Source organism: Argonema galeatum A003/A1 (assembly GCF_023333595.1).
Classification (GTDB): Bacteria; Cyanobacteriota; Cyanobacteriia; order Cyanobacteriales; family Aerosakkonemataceae; genus Argonema; species Argonema galeatum.
Genome location: NZ_JAIQZM010000038.1, coordinates 36,771 through 59,127 on the forward strand (window position 1 = coordinate 36,771; position 22,357 = coordinate 59,127).

General features: G+C 44.3%; 33 protein-coding genes and 2 pseudogenes. 16 read left to right on the top strand and 19 right to left on the bottom strand.

Going from position 1 to position 22,357, the window contains the following annotated elements:
• Positions 1-222 precede the first annotated feature (222 nt).
• Positions 223-2,223 (bottom strand): biosynthetic arginine decarboxylase, encoded by a 2,001-nt coding sequence (gene speA / locus LAY41_RS26725; protein ID WP_249104753.1) that lies wholly within the window; start codon positions 2,221-2,223, stop codon positions 223-225.
• A 159-nt stretch (positions 2,224-2,382) separates the two neighbouring features.
• Here speA and ndk point away from each other — a divergent pair, with 159 nt between their 5' ends.
• From ndk to LAY41_RS26740, 3 genes are all read left to right on the top strand, one after another.
• On the top strand, positions 2,383-2,832 hold the full coding sequence (ndk, locus tag LAY41_RS26730; RefSeq protein WP_249104825.1) for a nucleoside-diphosphate kinase: 450 nt from the start codon (positions 2,383-2,385) through the stop codon (positions 2,830-2,832).
• 152 nt (positions 2,833-2,984) lie between these two features.
• Complete coding sequence (locus LAY41_RS26735) at positions 2,985-3,686, top strand: Uma2 family endonuclease (protein WP_249104755.1); 702 nt, start codon at positions 2,985-2,987, stop codon at positions 3,684-3,686.
• Positions 3,687-3,810: 124 nt separating this feature from the next.
• Positions 3,811-3,996, top strand: a complete 186-nt coding sequence (locus LAY41_RS26740; protein WP_249104757.1) for a hypothetical protein — start codon at positions 3,811-3,813, stop codon at positions 3,994-3,996.
• A 243-nt stretch (positions 3,997-4,239) separates the two neighbouring features.
• Here LAY41_RS26740 and LAY41_RS26745 read toward each other — a convergent pair whose 3' ends face one another.
• Positions 4,240-4,971 carry a TerC family protein gene (locus LAY41_RS26745; protein WP_249104759.1) on the bottom strand — a complete coding sequence of 244 codons (732 nt, stop codon included), beginning with the start codon at positions 4,969-4,971 and terminating at the stop codon, positions 4,240-4,242.
• Positions 4,972-5,245: 274 nt separating this feature from the next.
• Between LAY41_RS26745 and psaM the strand changes: the two genes are divergently transcribed.
• Positions 5,246-5,341, top strand: a complete 96-nt coding sequence (gene psaM / locus LAY41_RS26750) for a photosystem I reaction center subunit XII (RefSeq protein WP_071777246.1) — start codon at positions 5,246-5,248, stop codon at positions 5,339-5,341.
• Between the two features lie 259 nt (positions 5,342-5,600).
• Positions 5,601-6,020, top strand: coding sequence for a slr1601 family putative cell division protein (locus LAY41_RS26755; protein WP_249104761.1), 420 nt, complete (start codon positions 5,601-5,603; stop codon positions 6,018-6,020).
• 192 nt (positions 6,021-6,212) lie between these two features.
• Here LAY41_RS26755 and LAY41_RS26760 read toward each other — a convergent pair whose 3' ends face one another.
• The gene (locus tag LAY41_RS26760) at positions 6,213-6,965 is read right to left on the bottom strand and encodes a tetratricopeptide repeat protein (protein ID WP_249104763.1); all 753 of its coding nucleotides are present in this window, start codon (positions 6,963-6,965) and stop codon (positions 6,213-6,215) included.
• A gap of 343 nt (positions 6,966-7,308) precedes the next feature.
• Here LAY41_RS26760 and LAY41_RS26765 point away from each other — a divergent pair, with 343 nt between their 5' ends.
• From LAY41_RS26765 to LAY41_RS26790, 6 genes are all read left to right on the top strand, one after another.
• A complete protein-coding gene (locus tag LAY41_RS26765; RefSeq protein WP_249104765.1) occupies positions 7,309-7,773 on the top strand; it encodes a hypothetical protein in 465 nt (154 codons plus the stop codon).
• 104 nt (positions 7,774-7,877) lie between these two features.
• Positions 7,878-8,441 carry a glutathione S-transferase family protein gene (locus tag LAY41_RS26770; protein WP_249104766.1) on the top strand — a complete coding sequence of 188 codons (564 nt, stop codon included), beginning with the start codon at positions 7,878-7,880 and terminating at the stop codon, positions 8,439-8,441.
• 60 nt (positions 8,442-8,501) lie between these two features.
• The gene (locus LAY41_RS26775; protein ID WP_249104769.1) at positions 8,502-8,765 is read left to right on the top strand and encodes a hypothetical protein; all 264 of its coding nucleotides are present in this window, start codon (positions 8,502-8,504) and stop codon (positions 8,763-8,765) included.
• Between the two features lie 66 nt (positions 8,766-8,831).
• Positions 8,832-9,203, top strand: coding sequence for a hypothetical protein (locus LAY41_RS26780; RefSeq protein ID WP_249104771.1), 372 nt, complete (start codon positions 8,832-8,834; stop codon positions 9,201-9,203).
• On the top strand, positions 9,191-9,421 hold the full coding sequence (locus LAY41_RS26785; protein WP_249104773.1) for a Tse2 family ADP-ribosyltransferase toxin: 231 nt from the start codon (positions 9,191-9,193) through the stop codon (positions 9,419-9,421). Before LAY41_RS26780 ends, LAY41_RS26785 begins: the two co-directional genes overlap by 13 nt.
• An 82-nt stretch (positions 9,422-9,503) precedes the next feature.
• On the top strand, positions 9,504-9,911 hold the full coding sequence (locus tag LAY41_RS26790; protein ID WP_249104775.1) for a hypothetical protein: 408 nt from the start codon (positions 9,504-9,506) through the stop codon (positions 9,909-9,911).
• 207 nt (positions 9,912-10,118) lie between these two features.
• Here LAY41_RS26790 and LAY41_RS26795 read toward each other — a convergent pair whose 3' ends face one another.
• Genes LAY41_RS26795 through LAY41_RS26810 form a run of 4 tightly spaced genes read right to left on the bottom strand, consistent with a single transcriptional unit; the run spans position 10,119 to position 12,134 of the window.
• Entirely contained in the window at positions 10,119-10,661 is a 543-nt protein-coding gene (locus tag LAY41_RS26795) for a hypothetical protein (RefSeq protein WP_249104777.1), read from the bottom strand.
• 30 nt (positions 10,662-10,691) lie between these two features.
• Entirely contained in the window at positions 10,692-11,042 is a 351-nt protein-coding gene (locus tag LAY41_RS26800; protein WP_249104780.1) for a hypothetical protein, read from the bottom strand.
• Between the two features lie 3 nt (positions 11,043-11,045).
• On the bottom strand, positions 11,046-11,435 hold the full coding sequence (locus tag LAY41_RS26805) for a hypothetical protein (protein WP_249104782.1): 390 nt from the start codon (positions 11,433-11,435) through the stop codon (positions 11,046-11,048).
• A 57-nt stretch (positions 11,436-11,492) separates the two neighbouring features.
• Positions 11,493-12,134, bottom strand: a complete 642-nt coding sequence (locus tag LAY41_RS26810; RefSeq protein WP_249104784.1) for a hypothetical protein — start codon at positions 12,132-12,134, stop codon at positions 11,493-11,495.
• A 275-nt stretch (positions 12,135-12,409) separates the two neighbouring features.
• Here LAY41_RS26810 and LAY41_RS26815 point away from each other — a divergent pair, with 275 nt between their 5' ends.
• Positions 12,410-12,892, top strand: a complete 483-nt coding sequence (locus LAY41_RS26815) for a helix-turn-helix transcriptional regulator (RefSeq protein ID WP_249104786.1) — start codon at positions 12,410-12,412, stop codon at positions 12,890-12,892.
• Positions 12,893-13,042: 150 nt separating this feature from the next.
• On the opposite strand, the gene LAY41_RS26820 is transcribed toward LAY41_RS26815, so the two are convergent.
• The 9 genes and pseudogenes from LAY41_RS26820 to LAY41_RS26860 form a co-directional block, all read right to left on the bottom strand.
• Positions 13,043-13,357, bottom strand: coding sequence for a type II toxin-antitoxin system RelE/ParE family toxin (locus tag LAY41_RS26820; RefSeq protein ID WP_249066245.1), 315 nt, complete (start codon positions 13,355-13,357; stop codon positions 13,043-13,045).
• Positions 13,357-13,641, bottom strand: coding sequence for a type II toxin-antitoxin system ParD family antitoxin (locus LAY41_RS26825; protein WP_249104788.1), 285 nt, complete (start codon positions 13,639-13,641; stop codon positions 13,357-13,359). The genes LAY41_RS26820 and LAY41_RS26825 overlap by 1 nt, the downstream gene beginning before the upstream one ends.
• 274 nt (positions 13,642-13,915) lie before the next feature.
• Positions 13,916-14,356: a type II toxin-antitoxin system VapC family toxin gene (locus LAY41_RS26830; protein ID WP_249104790.1), complete on the bottom strand. Its 441-nt coding sequence runs from the start codon at positions 14,354-14,356 to the stop codon at positions 13,916-13,918.
• On the bottom strand, positions 14,353-14,622 hold the full coding sequence (locus LAY41_RS26835; RefSeq protein WP_249104792.1) for a type II toxin-antitoxin system Phd/YefM family antitoxin: 270 nt from the start codon (positions 14,620-14,622) through the stop codon (positions 14,353-14,355). The genes LAY41_RS26830 and LAY41_RS26835 overlap by 4 nt, the downstream gene beginning before the upstream one ends.
• Positions 14,623-14,666: 44 nt before the next feature.
• Positions 14,667-14,960: a hypothetical protein gene (locus LAY41_RS26840; protein WP_249104794.1), complete on the bottom strand. Its 294-nt coding sequence runs from the start codon at positions 14,958-14,960 to the stop codon at positions 14,667-14,669.
• A 49-nt stretch (positions 14,961-15,009) separates the two neighbouring features.
• A pseudogene (locus LAY41_RS26845) lies at positions 15,010-15,333 on the bottom strand (papain fold toxin domain-containing protein); the annotation flags it as partial.
• 192 nt (positions 15,334-15,525) lie between these two features.
• Positions 15,526-15,663, bottom strand: coding sequence for a photosystem II reaction center protein K (locus LAY41_RS26850; protein WP_249066251.1), 138 nt, complete (start codon positions 15,661-15,663; stop codon positions 15,526-15,528).
• A gap of 60 nt (positions 15,664-15,723) precedes the next feature.
• Positions 15,724-16,845 (bottom strand): tRNA guanosine(34) transglycosylase Tgt, encoded by a 1,122-nt coding sequence (tgt, locus tag LAY41_RS26855; RefSeq protein WP_249104798.1) that lies wholly within the window; start codon positions 16,843-16,845, stop codon positions 15,724-15,726.
• Positions 16,846-16,865: 20 nt separating this feature from the next.
• Positions 16,866-17,318, bottom strand: a complete 453-nt coding sequence (locus tag LAY41_RS26860) for a hypothetical protein (protein ID WP_249104800.1) — start codon at positions 17,316-17,318, stop codon at positions 16,866-16,868.
• 704 nt (positions 17,319-18,022) lie between these two features.
• Between LAY41_RS26860 and cobS the strand changes: the two genes are divergently transcribed.
• Positions 18,023-18,814, top strand: coding sequence for an adenosylcobinamide-GDP ribazoletransferase (gene cobS, locus LAY41_RS26865; protein WP_249104802.1), 792 nt, complete (start codon positions 18,023-18,025; stop codon positions 18,812-18,814).
• 322 nt (positions 18,815-19,136) lie between these two features.
• Here cobS and LAY41_RS26870 read toward each other — a convergent pair whose 3' ends face one another.
• A complete protein-coding gene (locus LAY41_RS26870; protein ID WP_249104804.1) occupies positions 19,137-19,589 on the bottom strand; it encodes a PPC domain-containing protein in 453 nt (150 codons plus the stop codon).
• Positions 19,590-19,808: 219 nt separating this feature from the next.
• Positions 19,809-20,525 (bottom strand): ComF family protein, encoded by a 717-nt coding sequence (locus LAY41_RS26875; RefSeq protein ID WP_249104806.1) that lies wholly within the window; start codon positions 20,523-20,525, stop codon positions 19,809-19,811.
• Positions 20,526-20,574: 49 nt separating this feature from the next.
• Between LAY41_RS26875 and LAY41_RS26880 the strand changes: the two genes are divergently transcribed.
• Positions 20,575-20,736: a hypothetical protein gene (locus LAY41_RS26880; protein ID WP_249104808.1), complete on the top strand. Its 162-nt coding sequence runs from the start codon at positions 20,575-20,577 to the stop codon at positions 20,734-20,736.
• 107 nt (positions 20,737-20,843) lie between these two features.
• A complete protein-coding gene (locus tag LAY41_RS26885; RefSeq protein ID WP_249104810.1) occupies positions 20,844-21,167 on the top strand; it encodes a TMEM14 family protein in 324 nt (107 codons plus the stop codon).
• 21 nt (positions 21,168-21,188) lie between these two features.
• Here LAY41_RS26885 and LAY41_RS26890 read toward each other — a convergent pair whose 3' ends face one another.
• Entirely contained in the window at positions 21,189-21,692 is a 504-nt protein-coding gene (locus tag LAY41_RS26890) for a hypothetical protein (RefSeq protein ID WP_249104813.1), read from the bottom strand.
• A 333-nt stretch (positions 21,693-22,025) separates the two neighbouring features.
• On the opposite strand from LAY41_RS26890, the pseudogene LAY41_RS26895 reads away from it, so the two are divergent.
• Positions 22,026-22,357, top strand: a pseudogene (locus LAY41_RS26895) (RNA-guided endonuclease TnpB family protein); the annotation flags it as partial.

Sequence of the window (22,357 nt, forward strand, 5' to 3'; positions counted from 1 at the left end):
TAATGATACCAAATCCGGGTTGGTTACCCCTTTAATTTTTGGCCTAAACATTGTAGAGACGTTTCATGAAACGTCTCTACAGCCTAGAGACATAACGGGGGTAATCGTTGCGGATTTGGTATGAGACAGATGAAGACAGATGAATATTTATCTACGCTCAAACAAAAGTCCGCCTGCGCGGACTTCGTTTGTGTAGCCGCGACTTTAGTCGTTAGACTTCTTTCAAGAAGAAAGATAGGTATACCTTCCCAAACTGTGTTCGTAATTTTGTAGCAAAAGTTGAGATTCTTGGATGGTAATTCGCTTCTCCAGAAGTGCTTGTTCGCAACGTTGACGAATGCTTTCTACAAGATCTTCGGCGTCGTACTGAACATAGCTTAAAACTTCTGTCATTGTGTCACCTTTGACAACGTGTTCGATTTGGTATCCCTTGGGTGTTAGCTGGATATGAACAGCGTTTGTGTCTCCGAATAAATTGTGGAGATTTCCCATGATCTCTTGATATGCACCACTCAGAAACATCCCCAGACAGTAAGGTTCTCCCGGTTTGAGGGTATGAAGTTCTAACACTGATTTAACATCCCTCAAATCAATAAAGCGATCGATCTTTCCATCGCTATCGCAAGTCAAGTCTGCCAATATTCCTCGTCGGGTGGGTTCCTCATCCAGTCGGTGAATCGGCATAATCGGAAATAACTGATCGATCGCCCAACAATCCGGTGCCGATTGGAATACCGAAAGGTTGATATAATAGATGGAAGCCATAATTTTTTCCAGGTCTTCCAGCTCGTCGGGAACGTAATCTTGCTGTCTGGTAATCGCGAGAATTTTTTCGCAGCAAGCCCAGTATATCCGCTCTACTCTGGCGCGTTCGGTGAGGCGCAAAATCCCTAAGTTAAATCGACTGATCGCTTCTTCTTTGAACTGAGTGGCGTCGTGATATGCTTCTTGATGATTTTCGGTGTTGATCGATTGATAGGTTTCCCACAGGTTCCAAACAATGGGTGGTTCTCCCTCGCGTGGCGGTTCGGGAGACCCAAAGGGGACATCGGAGGTGCTGAGGACATCAAAGATTAGCACGGATTGATGGGATGCGATCGCTCTCCCACTCTCGCTAATCAAGGTGGGAACTCCTAAATTATGCTCGGCGCAAGCATCCTTCAACTCTGCCACGATGTCGTTGGCATAGTTCTGCATATTGTAATTTTTGGAAGCGTAGAAGTTGGTTTGGGAACCGTCGTAGTCTACCCCCAAACCGCCGCCGACATCCAAATATTTCATATTAGCTCCCAGCTTGGCTAACTCGACGTAGATTTTGCTAGCTTCCTGGATGGCGTCTTTGATGACGTGAATGGCGGAAATTTGAGAGCCAATATGGAAATGCAGCAGTTGCAAGGAATCTAGCAGATTAGCTTCCCGCAACTTGTCAACAGCCTGGATTACTTCGGGAATGGTGAGGCCAAATTTGGCCCGATCGCCAGTAGAAGTTCCCCAGCGTCCCACGCCTTGAGTACTTAGTTTAGCGCGGATGCCGACGATCGGTTTAATGCCCAGGTTGTTGGCGGCGTGAATCACCAGATCCACTTCTTCTACCTGCTCTAGGACAATTATGGGGGTTTGCCCTAGCCGTTGGGCTAACATTGCAGTTTCGATGTATTCTTGGTCTTTGTAGCCGTTGCAGATCAGCAGTGCGCCTTGTGTATCCAACATCGCCAGGGCAATCATCAGTTCTGGTTTGGAACCGGCTTCTAAGCCAAATTGATGGGGTTTGCCAAATTTTACTAAGTCTTCCAGTAGGTGCTTTTGCTGGTTGCACTTGACTGGATACACGCCCCGGTAGACCCCTGAATAATTGTAGCGAGCGATCGCTTTGGCAAAGCAAGCATTCAACCGCTCAATCCGGTCTTCTAAAATATCTGAGAAGCGGATTAGCAACGGTAATCCCAAGTTACGCTGCTTGAGCGCGTTTACCAGTTCATACAAATCCAAAGAACCACCGCGTTCGCCTTTGGGAGAAACTGTCACCCGACCTGCGGCGTTAATGGAAAAGTAGGGCTCACCCCAACCCTGAATCCGGTAAAGCGCTTCGCTATCCTCAATTGTCCACTGTCTGGAAACTTCTCTGGTTGTTGGCAGAAGTTCTCTTGGCTCTGCTTCTGCTAATGCTGATTTTGGCACTCTTTCTTCAAATATCGTTCCATCTGCGATCGGCTGTACTGTCATGCTTTTCCCCCCTTGCAACAATTACCGATTAACAAATCTAGCGTATTCGCTCAAAAGTAGCTGACTGGTTTTCGCAATTCGATCGGCAGAATTTAGCAAAAAACAGACTGCAATTGCTTTACGATACCCTGAGAAGGAATTTTGGGAGCAAGTGTTGTAGTGGAACGCACATTTTTAGCAGTCAAGCCGGACGGCGTACAGCGAGGACTCGTAGGTGAGATTGTTCGTCGTCTTGAAGCCAAAGGTTTCACCCTGGTTGGTTTGAAGCTGATGAAGGTCAGCCGCGAACTCGCCGAACAGCACTATGACGTGCATCGGGAAAAGTCTTTTTTCCCAGGATTGGTTAATTTTATCACCTCTGGCCCCGTCGTAGCTATGGTTTGGGAAGGCGATGGGGTGGTGGCGTCAGCACGCAAACTCATCGGTGCTACCAACCCGCTAACAGCTGAACCGGGAACGATTCGCGGCGATTACGGCGTCAGTGTGGGTCGTAATTTAATCCACGGTTCGGATGCAGTTGAAACTGCTCGTCACGAAGTTAGTCTCTGGTTTAAGGATGAGGAATTGGTGAGTTGGCAACCCAGTCTGACTTCTTGGTTGTACGAGTAATTTAAGTTTATTTAATTGAGAATGCTGCCGTTACGGTGGCATTCTTTTTTTTTGGCGGTTTTATTGCGGTAAGATTAAGATAAGAATAGTGCGATCGCAGTTCCAACTTAAGTTTACCAGCTAAAATTTCATTAGCTCTGGCGAAATTTGTTATGTTTAATTACGATCCGAAAATGCGCTGGCCTTCTGCCGAAGATCTGCCCGATTCTGATGATACTCCTGTGGATAACGAACTGCAAGATTTAATTCCCAGTTTGCTCAAAGCAATCCTAGCTTTATTGTGGGCAAACCGCATGGATTGGTTTTTTGGTGTTGATATGGGGATTTACTACAATTCCCAGTCACCTCCTATCGTTCCAGATGGATTTCTCAGTTTAGGTGTTGAGCGTTTTGTCGATGAAGAAGAACTGCGTGCCAGCTATGCGATATGGGAAGAAAAAAAGACACCTATTTTTGCGCTGGAAGTTATTTCGGGTACTTACCGGGGTGAATTTACCACCAAGAAGGCGAAGTATGCCGAATTAGGGGTTTTGTACTATGCAGTTTATAATCCGCGTCGCCGTAGAAAACCACCTTTGGAAGTATACCGCTTGGTTGATGGTGCTTATGAATATTTGCCAGAAAATCCAGTTTGGATGCCAGAAATTGGTTTAGGAATTGGACGGGAAGAGGGAACTTATCAGGGAATAAGACGGGATTGGTTGTACTGGTATGACGAACAAGGACAAAGATTTCTGACACCTGAAGAACTTGTTCGGGAAGAAAGAGAAGGCCGTTTGCAAGCGGAACGACGCGCACAAATGTTGGCAGAAAGATTGCGATCGCTCGGTTTAGATCCTGATTCTCTGATTTAAAATAGATTGGGGCAGGGGTAAGGGGTAAAGTGCGATATCAAACCCGATGGGGAATGGGGAATGGAGTCTTGAAGGAAGTTAAAATAAATGCAAATAGACTCAAAAATCGTTTTGAGAAACGATAATGACAGATCCATTAATGACTGAAAAAGAGCTAACCGAATTAGCAGAAATTCTTGAAATGGCAAAAATTACCGAACAGAAAGCAAAGGAACTTTGCGATCTGACATTGGAAATAGACCAGAAATATGAACAACGTTTAGCGCAACTCAAACTGGATAGAAAACTCCAAAAAACAGGAATTAAATAGGTATGAGAGTTCAAGGCAAAGATTTCAGTGACGCTGACTGATTCAGTATTTATCTGCGTTTATCTGCGTTTATCTGCTTTCATCTGCGGTAAAAATTTCAACCATCACCTCCTCCAGCAGACTTTTGCATTTTGTAAGTGTAGCCCAGCATGAGAGGCAGCGGGCGATTTGCTTGTGGAAAAACCCGGTTTCTCAGAGAAACCGGGTTTTGGAAAGGGTGAAATTACCTTAAATTTAACTCACTTACCGAATCGACTCTTGCTTCTCTACGTCTTCGGTATCGGTTTCTGGTTTCGAGTCGGGGACAGTGCGCTGAGAAAATCCCCAAACGAATATTAATGCAATAGCACTAATCATCAACCACTCAGGCGGTACTAAGTCCTCATTAAACGCTCTCGCCAGCAAGCGCAATCCTACCAAACCAACTGTAAAATATCCTGCATCCCCCAGATGCTCAAATATATCCAGCCAGCGGATGAACAATCCTGCCATAAAACGCAGCGCGATAATGCCGATCGTTGCACCAGTCAAAACCAACCAGGTTTCTTTGGAAACAGCGATCGCAGTTGTCACACTATCCAACGAAAATGCCAAATCGGTCAAGGCAATCATCGGGATAGCTTGCCACAGCGTGGCAAAGCGAGGCCCGTGGTGTTCGCCATCCTCGTCCTCTTTAGAAGTAAAATATTGAAACACCAGCCACAGCAGGTAGGCAGCACCCAACAGCTCAAACTGCCAAAACTGCTTCACCCAGGTTGCCGTCAAAATCAGACTCATTCGCAGCACGTAAGCCACCAGCAAGCCCAAATTCAGCGCTTGACGCTGAAGCTTGGCATCTTCCAAACCTTTGGAGATAGCGGCAAGGGCGATCGCGTTATCCGCCGACAGCACTGCCTCTAGGGTCACTAAAATCAGCAATACCAGCAGAGTCTCAATTCCCTGATTGAAGGGAGAATTTATTACTTGGTCAAGCATTAACTATTTTTTGAACCGGAAAATTATAAAACAAGAGCAACCAGCCAATGGTTTTAATCTAGGCAAACTTAGGCCGTGTTAACCAATCTGAAGCTAGAAGATCAATTTTAGCGTAGAGCAAACCAGGGACACCAAGATCTGCCCCTCTGTTCCTCTGCACCACTGCTTCTAGCTTAGCTTTTGTTGCAACTTGTTACAACCTATTCCATCAAGGGGCTTCTTTGGCTGAAATTGGTGAACGAACAAGCCCTAGATTTTAGGAGACAAGCAAATTATGTCTTTATCCGATACCCAAGTTTTCGTGGCCCTCGTTGTGGCACTGATTCCAGGCATTCTGGCTTTCCGTCTTGCAACGGAACTGTATAAGTAAACAACTGGTGAGGTAATGGGACGCAATAGCCGACCTTACCGAACTTGCCCAGAGGTGCCTTTTTGGCACCTCTGGGATGGGGCTCCTAGCCCGTCCGCTTAATCAAAAGCAAAATTTCCAGGCGTGAGCCACCTTAGGGTGTAAACAGTCTGGTAGCAGCAGCGTTCAACTGCTAGTATGGACGCTGCTGCTAGCTTACTGCGGTGCAGCTGAACGGGACAGCGCAATCGCCCACTCTTTGAGCTTCACAATCAGGATCATGAACGCCATTCAACCGTCAAGACCACCTCTGCAACCTATAGAACCCCGTAGAGTTGCTCGCCCTCGTCGGCGACGCCAGCAACATCAGGCTACTACTGCTCTAGCTCTGGAAACAACCGCCAAGTTGGCGGTTAATGTCATACTCTCATCAGCAGCCATTGTGGCTCTAGTACAACTGTTGCCTTATCACAAATCCGTGCAAGGCAAGTTGCAGGAAATCAGAGTGCAAGTGAAGCAAACAGAAGAACGAGTAAATCGTTTGCAAACCAATTTTGGGAATTTGTTCGATCCAAAGCAAACAAAAACTAATATGCAGGATCTGAGCAATCGAGTCGATCCTACAAGGCGTAATATTGTATTGCTAGACAAGGATACCAACGATGCCGATGAAGCAGGACAGACGGCTTCATCCCCTTAAGGGTTGACGACTGAAATGTCTTAAGAATCCCACATCCTTGATTGTGTGGGAGTGTCAAAGTAAAGAGTACACCCATGTCAGGGGCAAAAAAATTAGAAAAGGGAAGCGAACGCTTCCCTTTTCTGACCTGGATAAAGTTAGGGGTTTGATACTTCTCTAGGTTAATGATTTTTAATTTTGCATTTTTAATTTTTAATTCTCCGGCCCGAATTGTAAAGGACTGAGTAGCTCGTTTAACCAAGTTTCTACTTGCTGACGACGACGACTGACTGGTAATTCCTCTAAAGCGCGTCGGTAATCGGCTAGAGCATAATTCCAGTCGCCCATCAGATGATAGGTTCGACCGCGTTCTGCCCAGATGTGAGCTTTTAGTTGGCCCAGTCGCAGCGCAAAGTCAAAATTATCGATCGCTCGCTCGTATAATTTTAGGTCTCTAAACGTAATGCCTTGGTTAATCCAAGCCCGGACATGAACTGGATTGAGGTCGATAGCCCGATCGTAGTCTGCGATCGCTTCGATTAATTGTCCTTGCTGGGCATAATAATTGGCCCGGTTGTTGTAAGCACCCGCCAAATGGGGATTGAGTTGAATGGCCCGATCGTAATCTGCGATCGCCGACGCCAGTTGACCGCTCTGGAAATAAACCAGCCCCCGATTGTTATAATCATTGGCATCGCTGGGATTGCGGTCAATCAAACAGTTCATAATCTCGATCGCCTGGGCGTAATCGCCTTGTTGCGCTCGATCGCGAGCGACCCGGCGTAAGCCAGTCCAGTCAGGCTCTATTTGCGTAGCTCCTTGGCTGTAAATCATTTTCAGCTCGATCCCTTGACGCTTTTGAGAATCGCGGGGGTTAGAACGAGACACCGCCGATGTTGGTGCAACATTCGATCGACACCGATTTTTAGAACAATCTTGATTTTTTAGGAAACAGCGAGCTTTCATGCGACCTTGCGATCCTTAACGCTACTTTTGGCTCTACACCATCACTTTATGAATTTCTTGCCCAAAATCATCTGTCTGTTGTGTCACTTGCTGATGTGTCTTAAGTAAGATAAACGGACATTGTAGCTAATCTGTTCAACAAGCGATGACACTGGTGGTCAATTTCAAATTTGTCTACCAAGTACAAGCTACAGTCACGAAGTCAGGCATTCCCGAAACGGCTCAAGACACCATCAAACCCCCAGAAATGTATATCGCCACTTTGTACCACAGATCCGGAAAGTTCGACTGTACCTTTTGAGCGGTAAAATCCAACGGTATACAACTGTCGATCCTTTGAACGATGAAAACTGGTTCCCTGCATCCTAATGCCCCTGATGTATCGGCAGATGACTACCTGGTACTCGGCTTGGCAACCTGCTTTATTAAAGAAGACGGAGAAGTTCATCAAGTTCCAATTGTGGAGCCTATCCCCTCAGCCGCGCTGGAAGCCCTGGTAAAAGGAATTCCTACTTCTTACCAAATGGCTTGCGCTACGACCTGGGGAGCGGTACTAGCAGGCGATACACCCCAAAAGCCAGCCGAATTTCCACAGTCGGCTCAGTTCTGCGATGACTTTGTGGAACGGGCCCTAGCCGCAGTCCGCACTTACAAGCGTCGTCCCGTTGCCCAAACCCATATTCCGCAAGGTACTACTCGCCAGGACTTTAACTACTCTGTCGAACGCAAGCGCGTGCTGAATTCTCAGCACATTGTGAGAACAGAGGATAATGTGAAACAGCACGAATACACTCACAAAGTACTCTGAAAGGGACTGGGCAATTTTAGATTTTAGATTTAAATTCAATCTTAAATTCCCAGTTACCAATCCCCCAATCCGTAATCTCGTTAGTAAATCAATTTTGTTGAAAGATGTTGAAACTATATGGCGGTGCCCGCAGTCGGGCTTCAATTGTGCAATTGTATCTGGAAGAATTGGGTGTTCCCTACGAATTTGTCATGTTGGATATGCAAAAAGGGGAACACCGCCAGCCTGAATACCTGGCGATTAACCCAATCGGCAAAGTTCCCAGCATAGTGGATGGGGATTTGAAGCTTTGGGAGTCAGGGGCAATTTTGCTTTATCTGGCTGAAAAATATGGCAATATCCCAGTCGGGCCTGAGTATAAGGCTGCGATCGCCCAATGGGTGTTGTTTGCCAATTCCACATTGGCGATGGGAGTTTTTGTGGAAGCCAACCGCGATCGCGAAATGCCCATCCTCATGGCTGCATTGAATGAAATCTTTCAGCAGCAACCTTATCTCCTTGGCGAAGAGTTCAGTGTCGCAGATGTGGCAGTTGGGGCAACTTTAGCCTACATTCCGATGATGCTGAAGCTTGATTTGAGTGCTTATCCAGATGTCTTGGATTACATGAAGCGTCTATCCGAACGACCTGCTTTCCAAAAGGTGTTTGCACCCCCAAACCCCGCCTGAACATTATTGTTTTAGGGGTGGGGACTGGGTAGGGGCGAAGCACTTACGCTGATATTTTTGGTGATTACCAATAAGATAACAAAGCCAAGTGCTTCGCCCTTACACCAGCTTTTAAAAGCGCGGTTAGAAAATGCTGAAGTTGTTGTGCAACAAATGGCTTTACCTAAATCAGAAAATCCTTGGATAAAGTTTGCGGGGATGTATAAGGATAATCCTCTTTTTAATGATATGGTTTCTGAGATGGAAGCTTATCGGCGGGAAGTTGATGCGGAAATGCAGGAATATTACCGTAAAATGGATGAGGAGGAGAAAAACAAGTGCTAAAATGTGCCTCATCTTGCCAAAAGTTCATGGCAAGTTGTGGTGTGCTGTAAATTAGGAAAATAGGTAGTGGACAGGGGACAATCTTACATCAGGGTAAGCGAATTAGAATTACGCCGAGAGCAAGCAATAGAAAAATGTGGAGAAGGATTAAGGCAACCTTCTATGTTTGAGGCTGCTAACATTGCATCTTTCGTTTCTTGGGAAGATATTGTAGGTAATGCTGAAAATCTACAGTTGCGGCTAGAAGCTATAGCGTCTGCTACGAGTTTAGCAGATTTAATGGAGGCTAAGGAGCAGCACTTTTATTTTGAGGCTCAAATTCACGATCGAGTTACAATTGAGGATATTGCTGAGATTATCTATATTGAAGATATTCCAAGTGGTTTGATCTCGATATTTACGAAGAGGAAGGTCAACTGTGGGTTTTGCCTACTTTAGAAGGAGGTCGATTGTCAGGTGGAATCTCAACATTTGCTACTCTAGGAAATGGTAAAAATTGGTGGAAATTAGATAGTGGTACTGAAATTACGGCTGAACTAAAATTAGTGAACGATCGCGAAGACCACTGGTTATGGACACCGAGTTACCCAATGCCGATGGATGAATATAAAGCTGCCCTTCGACTGATGGGCGCGTCTTTCTATAAAATAAGTTAAGCAGAATCAGAGGGAAATTTTGCTTTTCGAGGGAGAGAGGGGTCAAGTTTGAGTAAAATTTATTGTTATGAAGGTATTTGATATGAATCTTTCATTTAAAGACATCCGGTTTATCATAGAAGCGATCGATCATCTGATCGATAGTTACGAAGAACGGATCGAAGTTATTGAAGATGAGGATGAAGATGAAGCTTCCGATCTGGGAAATGATTGTAAGTTTTTAGAGGCACTCCGTAAAGATTTAGAAAAAATTCTGGAGCAAAATGTTTCACCTACTTCTTCCCCAGGTATGACAGATATGTCTTTTGAAAATATAGAAGGCTTATCTTGGCAAAAATTGGTGAAACCAGTTCTAGAGTTATCAATGAATGAGCGATTGAGGGTAATAGACGCGATTACTGAGTCTATTCGCCAGGAAATAACAGCTAATAAAATAGAGGACTCTTCAGAAAAATGCGGCATGGTAACTGATAAAGTTGTCTCAGCTTGAAGAAGATGCGAATATCTATGGTAGGCTGTGCGATCGCACTTTTATTTTACTACAAAAGTGAGAGGCGATCGCGTTAAAATATCAATAACGGATGCGGGAAATTAGAGAAGGTAGGAGAGAGAAAGTTAGCGGGATTGGGTAGGGTGGATGAGGTGCGATCGCATTTCTCCAATATGGAAACTAAGATATTTTCAGTTTGGTCAATTACTATTTGCAATTATTCTGACTGGAAGATGGTGACGTAGTTACCACATCCCCGACCCCCACTTTGGCACTTTTGAAATTACCAGCTTTCAATTTCGTGACAAGTTGCTCCGCTATTGAGCGATTATAAAATGAAGCTATTTGAATTTTACCAACAGCAGGATCGTAAAACGCATCACAGCAAAAATACTTACGGACTCTTATTAAATCTTGTTGGTTGTAATTGATATAAATAGGATACCATCTGTTAGTACCGCCAGATGTTTTATCTCCGCAAGCAGTCATAGGGAAATTAAAAGAATAATTTTTATTATTTTTTTGCGAATAATTTTTATGAGATTGTTTCACTATATAAATAAATAATAAAGCAACTATGCCGGAAACAGTCAAACCTATAACCCAACGCCAAGGGTTTGTTCTTTGACCCGCTCTTTCAATTTCCTTTTCAAAACGCTTATAGTTATTATCGCTGGGATTACGACGAACAGCTTCCGATCCCTCTCGAAGAACTTTTAATAGTTTATTTATTCTATCTCTATCGCTCATGCTGCTAAAATTATTGCCTTGCGTAAATTATCATCCCAGGCGGTCATTGTAACACTCCCGCAAAACTTCAATTGCTTTACGAGCCAAACGCTGGTCGTAAAGATGAGGATTTTGTTCAATGTGACTAATTGCTTCAGAATATGCAGTCAAAGCATTCATTATCCGTTTGACTCGGAGTTCATAATAAATACGGAAAACTTTAGATCCGATTGTAATCGGCAAGAATCCAGTTCGTGTAGAAGGGCTTAGGCTTGTTGAATCTGAAAAAGCTTGGGCAATTGCTGAAGTAACAATTATGGCACGATCCCCGGAAGATGCTGAGTTTGGTTCATCAATAATTAAGTCGGCTTCATTTCCTAATTTTATAGTTATTGTCGCCATTTTTTACCCATTTAAAAACTTTTTGAACTCTTGGTCTAGTTGATCATACAAATATTTTGTAGTTAGGTCTGCCAGTTTTGGATCTACACTTCCTTTCAATTTCTGAAACTCAATCCATTGAGTAGCTTCATTAAAAATTTCAAGAGCAGTAATAGCACGCATAACAATAAATGAATACTTCAGTTTATAGTATTCATTACCAACCTTTAACGTAGCGTATCGTATTCCCCCTATAACTCCGGCAGTATAACTACCCGCTGCCGGAATGCCATGCTTAACTAATGCTAAAGCCGCCTGTGCCTGAACTGCTGGTGTCATTACAGATTGAGGGAGTCCTTCCATTATCACTTCAAGACCAGTGCCAATTTGCTCTCTAACAACGGAGTTATCCATTTTCGCTAATCCTTATCAACTATGATGTTATTTTACTTTGAATTATCAACTGCATTATCAATTTGAGCGATGGCGTTTGGCGCGAAATACATAATGAACCTCATAGAGTTGGCTACCAATTTTCAAGGTAGTAGTTTTTGAATTATCTATGATTGCCGATGGCAAACTACTAGAGCCTGGTGGAATGTTATCTTTGACTAATTTTGAAACTACCTCTGTCCGAATTATTGGCGTTATTATCGATTCAGGAAGTCCTTCAATCGCAACTTCCATGTTTTCGTCAATTTGCTGTATTATTAGTGCCGAATTGTGATTATGTTTTTTTACTGACTGCACTTCCTCCCAAGCTGATTGTTTGATGTAATCGGCTGTCAATTTAGCCAAATCGGGATCGTAAATCCCTTCTCTTGCTCCTGAATTTATAAGGTCAAAAGCATCTTTGTAGACTTTTAATGCAGTTAACACGCGAATGGCATCTAGTGAATAAACAATGTCGCACATCTCATCATTAATTCGTAAACTTGCTTTACCTTGGTAAATATTTTCACCTGGGTTATATGCACGTTCGGGAAGACGTGAAATCGTATTGCGTATTAAGCTTTCAAATATTGCCTTACGCTTTTCTGGTTCTAAGTCTGAAGGAATACCTCTTACTGTTAATTGGATATCATCGGAAACTTTAATAACTTCTTCTTCCATATCATGTAGGTTTTTTTGTTTTTTTTGTTTAGGTTTTCGTCTATCGAATAAGCCCATAAACCACCTGCATAAATGACTGGCTTTTGCTGATTGACCTTACTAAAATGTAACAATTGATACTTTTAAGCTTGTTAATGCCTTGTTGCTCCTGTCAAAATCGGTTTATAAGTTTTTAGCCATTAACCTGATTGTAATATAGCCAAGCTCAGCTATTTCCTGATATACATCAGGAAATATGTTAGAATCTCATCAGTAATTTTCATACCCCCCCATCTATGGCATCTACTGACGAGCAGTTTACCCAAGCGGCAAACCACTGGGACTTAGAAACTCTGTACGCAGACTTGGCATCTGTGAAGGGAAAGCGCCTCACCCCCGTTGAAAAGCTACATCTGCGGGGGTTACTTTGTGGTCATAGTCCCACTGAAATAGCGGAAAAACTAGGTAAAAATACTAAGGGAGTTGAAACCGATCTCTGTGCCAGTATTTATAGGTACGTTAAAAGTTTGGTGGATAAATGTAACGAAAAGATAGAAAACTGGCGAAATATTACTGAATGGCTTGATGATGCAGGATATAAAAGTCAGTCTTCTTCTAAGATGCCAGTTAGTAATTGTTTACCCGAAAATAGTACAGTTAATATAACTAATATATTTTATGAAAAATATAACATCAAAGTGTTTCTACAAATAACTGTACCGCTACCTTCAGAACTATCAATCCAAGAATTAGATATTGAAGACAATAATAATAACTAGGTTTTTGCTACAATTCAAATGTGTAGAAGGTGAAGTGGCTGAAAAGTTCGATCGCACTCCCTTTCCTATCCTTTAATCCAAGTGCGATCGCGTAGCTGACAAAAGCCATTTTCTCTCATCCTCCAAAGTGCGATCGCTTTTCGGGAAACTTTATTCTTCTTCACCAGCATCTTGATTTGGAAAAAGGATTTCTAAATCGCGGTAGCCGCTGACAACCCGCACAATTTCAACACCGCCAGCAACCTGGCGATAAAATATCAAGTAATTATCCACAGGAAAACTTCGCAGTCCTGACTGCAAATCATCACGATTTTGACCCATTACTGGAAAATCAGCCAACAGCTTGAACTGTTGTTTAAATTTCTCCCTCAGACTTCTAGCAGCTTGAGGATTTCTCCTCGTCAGATATGTGTTAATTTCCCTCAAGTTTAATCTAGCTGAAGGAGCTAAGATATATCGACTCATTATTTAGCTTGCTCTAGTTGTGCCATTTCCGCTTCAATTCGCCGACTATCTTCCTCAAGTTCGGCAAATACCTCTTCCCCATCAATTCCTTCACCGCGATCGAGTTCTTCAATACCTTCTCTGATTTTTGCCTTCAATTCGGCCAAATGCTCTGACTGAGTGCGATCGCGTTCCCTCAATAGCCACAACGCTTCTTCTACCACCTCATCAGCAGATGAATATCTACCGCTTTTTACCCGCTCGTCGATAAACTGTTCTAGCTCTCCTCTTAACGATACATTCATAAATTGCTCCTAACTCACTAATCTCTTTTTAATTATACTAACTCAAGTTGCTAATTATATTAAGTAGGGTGCGTCAGGTCGCCAAATTTTGGAGAGTATCACTAATTTTGGGCGGCTGACGCACCCTACAGCCTGATGTAAAGAAGCGATCGCATTAACTGTGTATTGAAAGTGAGTTGGCTGAAAAGATCGCACTTCCTTTCCTATTCTTTAATTTAAGTGCGATCGCACCCATCCCTTCACCCCCAGATTATTAGGGAATTATTAATTTTTTTTATATCTCATACACTCCACCAGAACTAGCAGTTATTCCCAAAGTTTGGGCAGCAGCAATTAGATTCCGATCTAGCGATAAAATGTTTTCTACCTTACGATTGTAGCCAATAGCTAAATGCAGTGCATCGCCAGCGCGTAACCCCGTATTGCCTTGCAACAAAAACTGAGTTGCTCGCTCGAAATCCTCTGTGTTAACTTCAAATATGGCATAAAATTCCGCAACATCAGCCTGAAACGCTCTCATGGTTTCTTCTACTATTTCCTGGGTTAATTCTCCCATGCGAATTCGACGGGTTAATAGGCTAGCAAACTCCACCCGCGTCCAATCACTAATAGCTAATTCACCAGCAGGAACAGCCAGCAACACATTCTCAACGCGATCGCTAGTAGCTTCGTGGATATAAAAGGGAGCTAGAAAACTGGTATCTAAATAAATCAATACCTAGCCTCACTGCGTAGAGTTTGCAAAGTTTCTAGGCTACTGGTTGCAGCTATTGGTTGGTTTCTCCTCAGCTGAGATCGGGATTTCAGCTTTCCCTTAATCTTTCCAGGAACGTTTGAGCGATCGATTAATTCTTGCCCAATAGTAGATAATTTAGCGATCGCCTTTCCTTGACGAGTAATAATCACTTCTTCTCCCCGTTCCACCTGACTGAGAATTTGATTCAGACTTGCCTCAAAATCAGCGACACTCAATTCTATCATAACAGTATCTCCCTATCAAAAACAGTACTTGCCGAACTTTTTTCCTATTGTTGAAATTCTTCAAATAATTCAAAAAATCTATCTAGTGCATCCCTCTCATCCTGAGAAAAGAACAAAATTATGTTAGCCCAACATTGAGAAGATTCCATCCCAAATTTTTGCTGAATCCATTCTTGAAATCCATCCAGCGGGTTTTCTGCTGTTAAAGGTACACCAAGTTGGTACTGCGCTACATTATATCCCGATAAAAAAGCCTGAAGACAAACGATTGAGGGTCTACCCAAATAGGCGGCAGGTTTCTTTTTTATTTTTTCTAGCACATTACCTAGATAATCCATCGCGAACCTCTCCCTATTCAATTTATCAACTATATAAATTATAGCCAAATTAAAGCTGTGTTTCCGTCACCGTAAATTTGCCATTAAAATCTTCTACCAAAGGCCCGCCAAAACTATTGAGCCACTCCTGTTTAGGAATTCCGTCAGGATATAGGTTATCAAAAACTGTTTCAATTCTTCCTAATTCAGTTTCAATCTGAACAACTACGCCTTGATGAAAACCGTTGAGAGCAACTTGTCGATCGCTTCCCGCCGGATTAGTTATAATTGAAAAAGGTAATCTGTCTGTATTAGTGCTGATTTTTATTAAGTTACCATTAATTCCTTCTATTTGCAAGTATCTTTGGATATCTTGAGAGCATTGCAAGCATTGAAAATTTGGATATTAGCTCGACAAATTAAAACTGGATTACGTCAGGGAGATGTAGATGTTTATCCAAAATCCAATAAGAAACCCGGTTTCTTGAAGAAACCGGGTTTCTGGGTGGCGATCGGACCAAAAAAAGCGGCTACCCCATTTCTGGAATAGCCACCCTTTTGTTTTTCGGTGATACTATATATCGGCTTATCTGAAACCAACAGCCGCTTGCCAAACGAAAGCCAGCAGCAGGAAAAACACGGGAATGACAGGTAGAACGTCTACCAGGGGATCGAAGACTGAAAAAGCTTCGGGCAGTTTTGCTAACAAGAGCGCCGCTTCCATGTATTAACCTTCCTATCCAACACAAATTTCATAATCGCCATAGATCTTAACATGGGCAGCTCACACTGATGCCGCTGCGGGAGCAAGCCACTGGGCAAATTCCGTCGTAAAGCGATCGCACAAAATCGCCTCTCGTATCCGCTGGGTAAAGCTCACCAGTTCCGTGAGATTGTGAATCGACAACAGAGTGTAACCTAGAATCTCCTTTGCTCGCACCAAATGACACAAATAAGCGCGGCTGAAGTTCTGACAGGTATAACAACCACAACTAGCATCCAAAGGCGTAAAATCTTCCCGAAACTGAGCATTTCTCAGGTTCCAGCGTTCCCCCTGTACCAAAGCAGCACCGTGACGCCCAAACCGCGTCGGAATCACGCAGTCAAACAGATCCACACCAGCAGCTATAGCTTGTGCCATTTCTCGATAAGTACCGATCCCCATCAAATAACGAGGCTTTTCTGGCGGTAGCAGGGGTGTCGTAGCTTTGACGATCTTTTCAATCAATTCTGGGGGTTCCCCCACACTCACACCGCCGATCGCATAACCAGGTAAATCCAACTGGGCCAAAGATGCAGCAGCTTGCTGTCGCAAATCCAGATAAACACCTCCCTGAACAATCCCAAACAGAGCCTGATCGGCACGCTGATGAGCCCCTATACACCGTTCCAACCAGCGGTAAGTGCGGGCTACAGACGCCTCCATAACTTCCCGTTCGCAGGGATAAGGCGGACACTCATCGAACGCCATAATTACATCAGCACCCAGCGTATTTTGAATTTGGATCGATCGCTCCGGCGTCAATTCAATAAGTCTTCCATCACGAGGAGAACGGAAAGTTACCCCCTCTTCCGTGATTTTACGCATTTTGCTTAAACTGAATACCTGGAAGCCGCCGGAATCCGTCAGCATCGGCCCATCCCACCCCATAAACCGATGCAGACCACCAGCACCTGCCACAATACCTTCTCCCGGTTGGAGATGCAGATGATAAGTATTCGCTAACACCATCTGCGCCCCTGTAGCCTGCAATTGAGCCGCTGTCACAGTTTTGACATTAGCCAACGTTCCCACCGGCATAAAACGAGGCGTTTCTACCAGCCCGTGAGGCGTCGAAAACACTCCAGCTCGCGCCTGGGTATGGGAGCAGCAAGCCTGACATTGAAATTTAAAACTGGAACTCAAAGTTAATTCAATCCAAACACTTAAAACGAGTAATCGCTATCATCGTCAATATTAAGATCCCACTTAGCTGAAAGGACTTGATCCACGACAGCTTCCAGGTCAGCATCGTTTAAATTCTCAGTTCCTCTTTCTTGCAGCGGATTCGAGAGCGGAATAAGTCGCAATCGGCGATTCTCTTGCACCAGATCGAAATAACATTCGCACTCTGGCGACTGTTGCAGCTCTAGGTAATCAAAACTATAGACGTTGAGATAAAGCGCATGGTTGGCAACTACAGTTGCCCGACGGTCATCGGCAAAAACGTCCAGCACATACCCTTCTCCCTCACTGTGTAAACGATCGTCCTGGATGTGGAGATAACGGACATGGTGCAAATCCGTTAAAATTCTCCGCATATCTAACTTGTGAATGATAACCCCGGTATCTATAATGCAGGGGGCAGGCAGCTGGGTAGGAAATTGATCTTGACTCATAAGTAAAATGCCTCTGGTCTCGATGAGCCTTCATATTGACAGTAAATGGTTAAATGCAACAGCAGGGTCAAGCCCTACATACCAACTTAATCTTTGAGAGAGAAAGCGTGCGACCTATAAATTAAATAAATACTTGCCAGCGGGTATATAAGGTTAGGGGCAGCTCAAGTGTAAAAATCGTGAGAAAAAATGAAATTTGCTGGCAATCTCAACAAAGATTTTGCGAATGCCTGCTAGACAGGCAGAATGGACGAGACTATCTTATCCTAGATTTTTTAAGCAACCCATCATTAAATTTACGTAATTCACTGCGGGAAATACTGAATGCGCGGACTCAACAGGTAAAAGTAAGTGCAGATGGGAGGGGGTCAGTGGGTGAGCGGGTGAGCGGGGGAAAATGCAAATTACAATTCTTATCTTTGTTTTGCCCTTTGATATGCTGGCAAAATATACTTTGCGCGGCCTGATACCAAATCCGGGTTGGTTACCCCATGAGAATTTTTGGCCTAAACATTGTAGGGACAATTCATGAATTGTCTCTACAGCCTAGAGACATAAGGGGGGTAATCGTTGCGGATTTGGTCTGAGATTGACATTTTTCACTTATGAGAGTTCATGGCAATTAACTATGAACCATGAACCATGAACAACCCGGACGCGAAAATGTGGCAGCAAGTGATCGAGAGCATTATAGGTAATTAAGTATGAGTAATAGACGGTGGGTTAAAGGGGTTGGTCGGTTTTGGCATCAGCAGACAAGTACGCTTGCTGCTGCGATCGCTTTTTATACTTGTCTGCCCGTCCCAACCTCTTGGACGCTGGCTTTTCCGGGCATAGCCCGCCTCGCACCACTCGTCGGACTGATGATTGGGGGAATTTTGGGGCTGCTGGATGCTGGGCTGCATCTGCTGGGTATGCCCGCATTCACTAAGTCTGCCTTGGTAGTGGTGGCTGGAATTGCCCTGACGGGCGGACTGCATCTTGATGGTGCAATGGATACTGCTGATGGACTGGCGGTGCCAGATCCGCAACGTCGCCTTGAGGTAATGTCTGACAGCGTTACGGGTGCTTTTGGCGCGATGGCGGCGATCGCACTCTTGCTACTCAAAACATCTGCCCTGGCAGACATCGAATCCCACCGCTGGTTGGCTTTGATGGCAGCGGCGGGCTGGGGACGCTGGGGGCAATTGGTGGCAATTATTTGTTATCCCTACCTCAAGCCCACAGGTAAAGGGGCAATTCACAAGGAATCGAACCATTCAGCCTACGATCTGGTGCCGGGATTCCTGGCGCTGCTAGGATTGAGCGGGTTTTTACTCATTTTGGACGATCGCAACTGGTTGATAGCAGCTGGTATGGCTTTCGGCGGAAGTGCGATCGCCGTTCTCACGGGTGCCTGGTTTAATCACAAATTAGGCGGTCATACCGGCGATACTTATGGAGCTGTCGTGGAGTGGACTGAAGCGTTATTACTCTGTCTCCTCACCGGACTTTAGAAGGATGATGCCCCCAGTCATTTTAGATTTTAGATTTTAGATTTTAGATTTAAAATCTGAAATCTAAAATCTGAAATTTCCCCTATCCCCCTCTCCCCCTCTTCCCCGATCCCTTTTTTTCTTTTGACTTTTGACTTTTGACTTTTGACTAAACCCACATTCCGCACCCTGTACTGTCACATTCGGTTTTTTCGGAATTTAGAGCGCGTATTTTGTAATTTTTAGCACATTTAAATACCGAAATTCTTCTACCCAGTCACCAGTCACCAGTCACCAGTCCCCAAAAATTCGTTGTGTGACAGTTGAGGGTGCGGAATGTAGGCTAAATCGGTCGCAGGCGCGTTACCTTGAGCTTAAATTCACCACCTGCCGTTTCACCAAAAGCCCGCACTCTAATAATGTAAGTCCCGGCCTCTTTAATGCGCGTGAACAGAAGCGAGTTGGTGCTGCCGTCTGGCCCATCATCATTTTCTACTACCGTCGTGCCATTTTTTGCCAGCAACGTGACAATGGTGTCAAAGCCTTCAGACGTCACATCGATCGCTAAATTATCTCCAGCAGTCAAAGTCACAACATAGTCGCGGGCAAACCCGCCCTGTCCGGTGGGAATATCTTTGTCCGACAGGTTGTCCGTAATTTCATTATTAGCAGGTAAGGTGATAGGGTTATACAACTGGCTTTGAGCCCGAACTGTTATGGCACTCATACCAACTGCCAACAGGGTTGCAGGAACGAGCAGGACTTGGCTAAACCGAGCAGCAAAAGCGTGAATCATGATGGAGCGCTATATTTTGGCAAAAAAAGCGAATTTGTCAATTTTGACGGTTCTTTCCTGTCAAATATACTGTAGTAGGGACACGGTATCATTAAAATTTTCGGATGACCGACATATTTATGATGCCCTGTCCTACAAAAATGTTCATGTTGAACATTAGCATAATAATTCCGAAAGACCCGGAGTGTCAGCTATTACAGATGACTGTAGTCTGCTGGCTTAGTTTACAGGTTTAGTGCGCTCAAAAGAAATAGCTTGCTGTGGGGACGCGATCGCAGCTATGCCATACACTCGAATTCTATGTTGGCGCAAGGTATCAGTAGCAGACTGTACAGTCTCCCCACTTGTATAAATGTCATCTAACAACAGAATCGGTGTAGCAGGACGAGTGCGATCGAAATCTTTTCCCAATACAAACGCCCCAGCCAGATTTTGTTTTCGCTCTACCGCAGACAAGCCAAACTGCGGTTTCGTATCGCGCACCCGTTCTAAGCCATGCCGTTGTAAAGGCAACCCAGTTAGCTTGCAAAAACTTTCTGCCAGCAACTCTGCCTGATTGTAACCTCTTTCCTGCTGCTTGTTGGCATGAAGTGGAATCGGCACCACCGTCAGCTTTGTACCAGCAGCAAGAGAAGATTTCAGCCAAGCTTCCGCAAGCCAGTACCCCAAAGGCTGAGCCACTTGGGGTTGATTTTCGTATTTGAGTACCTTTAGCGCCCGTTTGAGCGCCCCTCCATACACACCCCAAGCAAAAACAGGCCGTTCTGTGCTAAAGAACTTGTCAGGTTTGGGCATCTGACAGCGTTCTAGTTGTCGCTGACAATCTGGACAAAATTCTTTAGGCGTCGGACGCTGACATAAAGGACAGCTGGATTGCAAAAACAAATTTAGCAATCCTTTCAGATTTTGAGTCCAGTTACCCATTCGATCGATCATGCTCTACGCATCTGTCTTCCATCTGTAGTAAAAAAAAATCTCTGATTCCTTGACTTGCCCCAACAGAGAGAGTCAGCAAGTTGGGGCTTGTCAAGGTGAGTGGAAGTCCCTTACAGGGGTCTGGAATTCGATCGCTATACCGGCGTGTGCGATCGAGACTTTTTCCAAACAGCCAGAACCGCTCAACCGCCTGCTGCGAAAGAAACCATGATTAGAAGCGAAAGTAAAAGACCGGGGCTTAGTAGTAGCAACAGCATTCCCAAATCGTGTAAAGTCATAACACCTAACCTCCTAATTAAGGTTAATTAAATCAACCATATGGATCGAATCGCAGTCTGGTCTATTCTAGTTTATGCTTTAGCCGTTGCTTTGGGTGGTGTATTCGGCTACATCAAAGCAAAAAGCAATATGTCGCTAATTACTGGTCTGGTTAGCGGTGCAGCGCTTCTAGTTGCATGGTTTTTTGCCACGACAAAACCGGAAACAGGATTGGCAATAGCAATTGTGATAGGAGCGGTTTTGGTAGTAGTTTTTATTACCCGTCTAATCCGTACCCGGAAATTCATGCCAGCCGGTATAATGATGTCTTTAAGCTTTTTGGCAACTGCGGTGTTTGTGTGGGGTTGGCTGGCTCTAGCCTAGCGTTATCAAGAATAATATCGGTCACACCCGCACAAGTTTGGCATCCTGTTGTTTGCTTTGGGGCAAATTCGCCCTAAACTGGCGTCCCATTTTCATAGTTTTCGGCAAAACTCCTACCAGCTGACCTAATACCTCATCAGGCAGATGGTTGACAGTTTCAGAGCCGAAATATTTATCTAGCAGGAATAAAATCGCCTGTGCCCGCTGTAGAGGTACTGAACTCTCCATCGCCTTTTGAGTGAAGCGGAACCACTTTTGCCTCATGGCATAAGCTTTCTGCCGTTCTTGATAAGATTCTGGATGAGCCAAAGCGAGATCGCCAACGGGAATGACTTTGCGACAGTCTATGTCGCACACACCGCCGACTGCTGACCCTGGCCCCGCAAATTCTGCGTGGTGGCGTTTGCAGACGATCAATCCACCCCGGCGACGAGGATCGATCGTCAGCAACTGTCCGCTACTCAACTGGGTCAAAACCTGAGTTGAGTTAACAGTAATTTGTGGGAGAAGCGACTTGTCTGACATCTTGACCCCTAGAACTCCATATTCTCACTATGAATTATTCCTGAAAACTATTAAGTGACAGGAGGGTTTATCTTATAGTGACTGTAAGCTTTTGGGGCAGTGATTCAAGAGCTAGAGCAAATGTGACTTCACTTGTGCATCAAAGTGATTTTGGTCACAAGGTGAGTTAATACGTTTGGGGTGAACTAAATCTAGTTATCTACCCGCTGGTCAGACCCACACCATAGCAGCTTCTGCTTGGTGTTGGGATGAAAGGCGGGTTAAAATTGGGTACTCGATGTACCCAATTTTAACAAATCATGTTACTATATTTACACAGCACGTTTCTATAAAATGCTAGTTTACGAAGCAAAGCTAAAAGGAACAGAAGCCCAGTACCACATCCTTGATGAGATGTTGCGGACTGGGCTTTTTGTTCGTAATAAAGCGTTGCGATACTGGATGGATAATCCAGGAGTAAACGGCATGGACTTGAACAAATACTGCAAAGTTCTAGCTGACAACCCTGAATTTCCTTGGGTTAAGAAACTTAACTCAATGGCAAGACAGGCAATGGCTGAACGAGCCTGGTTTGCTATATCGAGATTCTTTGATAACTGCAAACAGAAAGTAGCAGGCAAAAAAGGTTATCCGAAGTTCAAAAAACTGTTGACCAGAGCATCAGT

Coding starts and splice junctions, on each gene's coding strand:
- LAY41_RS26840 (WP_249104794.1), bottom strand. CDS start 14,960: ATGGATTATCTAGGTAATGTGCTAGAAAAAATAAAAAAGAAACCTGCC.
- LAY41_RS26735 (WP_249104755.1), top strand. CDS start 2,985: ATGTTTAATTACGATCCGAAAATGCGCTGGCCTTCTGCCGAAGATCTG.
- LAY41_RS26890 (WP_249104813.1), bottom strand. CDS start 21,692: ATGTCAGACAAGTCGCTTCTCCCACAAATTACTGTTAACTCAACTCAG.
- LAY41_RS26815 (WP_249104786.1), top strand. CDS start 12,410: ATGGCATCTACTGACGAGCAGTTTACCCAAGCGGCAAACCACTGGGAC.
- LAY41_RS26765 (WP_249104765.1), top strand. CDS start 7,309: ATGAAAACTGGTTCCCTGCATCCTAATGCCCCTGATGTATCGGCAGAT.
- LAY41_RS26795 (WP_249104777.1), bottom strand. CDS start 10,661: ATGAGCGATAGAGATAGAATAAATAAACTATTAAAAGTTCTTCGAGAG.
- LAY41_RS26800 (WP_249104780.1), bottom strand. CDS start 11,042: ATGGCGACAATAACTATAAAATTAGGAAATGAAGCCGACTTAATTATT.
- LAY41_RS26740 (WP_249104757.1), top strand. CDS start 3,811: ATGACAGATCCATTAATGACTGAAAAAGAGCTAACCGAATTAGCAGAA.
- LAY41_RS26805 (WP_249104782.1), bottom strand. CDS start 11,435: ATGGATAACTCCGTTGTTAGAGAGCAAATTGGCACTGGTCTTGAAGTG.
- psaM (WP_071777246.1), top strand. CDS start 5,246: ATGTCTTTATCCGATACCCAAGTTTTCGTGGCCCTCGTTGTGGCACTG.
- LAY41_RS26860 (WP_249104800.1), bottom strand. CDS start 17,318: ATGAGTCAAGATCAATTTCCTACCCAGCTGCCTGCCCCCTGCATTATA.
- LAY41_RS26885 (WP_249104810.1), top strand. CDS start 20,844: ATGGATCGAATCGCAGTCTGGTCTATTCTAGTTTATGCTTTAGCCGTT.
- cobS (WP_249104802.1), top strand. CDS start 18,023: ATGAGTAATAGACGGTGGGTTAAAGGGGTTGGTCGGTTTTGGCATCAG.
- LAY41_RS26810 (WP_249104784.1), bottom strand. CDS start 12,134: ATGGAAGAAGAAGTTATTAAAGTTTCCGATGATATCCAATTAACAGTA.
- LAY41_RS26755 (WP_249104761.1), top strand. CDS start 5,601: ATGAACGCCATTCAACCGTCAAGACCACCTCTGCAACCTATAGAACCC.
- LAY41_RS26790 (WP_249104775.1), top strand. CDS start 9,504: ATGAATCTTTCATTTAAAGACATCCGGTTTATCATAGAAGCGATCGAT.
- LAY41_RS26870 (WP_249104804.1), bottom strand. CDS start 19,589: ATGATTCACGCTTTTGCTGCTCGGTTTAGCCAAGTCCTGCTCGTTCCT.
- LAY41_RS26760 (WP_249104763.1), bottom strand. CDS start 6,965: ATGAAAGCTCGCTGTTTCCTAAAAAATCAAGATTGTTCTAAAAATCGG.
- LAY41_RS26875 (WP_249104806.1), bottom strand. CDS start 20,525: ATGATCGATCGAATGGGTAACTGGACTCAAAATCTGAAAGGATTGCTA.
- LAY41_RS26825 (WP_249104788.1), bottom strand. CDS start 13,641: ATGAATGTATCGTTAAGAGGAGAGCTAGAACAGTTTATCGACGAGCGG.
- LAY41_RS26820 (WP_249066245.1), bottom strand. CDS start 13,357: ATGAGTCGATATATCTTAGCTCCTTCAGCTAGATTAAACTTGAGGGAA.
- LAY41_RS26850 (WP_249066251.1), bottom strand. CDS start 15,663: ATGGAAGCGGCGCTCTTGTTAGCAAAACTGCCCGAAGCTTTTTCAGTC.
- LAY41_RS26770 (WP_249104766.1), top strand. CDS start 7,878: ATGTTGAAACTATATGGCGGTGCCCGCAGTCGGGCTTCAATTGTGCAA.
- LAY41_RS26745 (WP_249104759.1), bottom strand. CDS start 4,971: ATGCTTGACCAAGTAATAAATTCTCCCTTCAATCAGGGAATTGAGACT.
- speA (WP_249104753.1), bottom strand. CDS start 2,223: ATGACAGTACAGCCGATCGCAGATGGAACGATATTTGAAGAAAGAGTG.
- LAY41_RS26835 (WP_249104792.1), bottom strand. CDS start 14,622: ATGATAGAATTGAGTGTCGCTGATTTTGAGGCAAGTCTGAATCAAATT.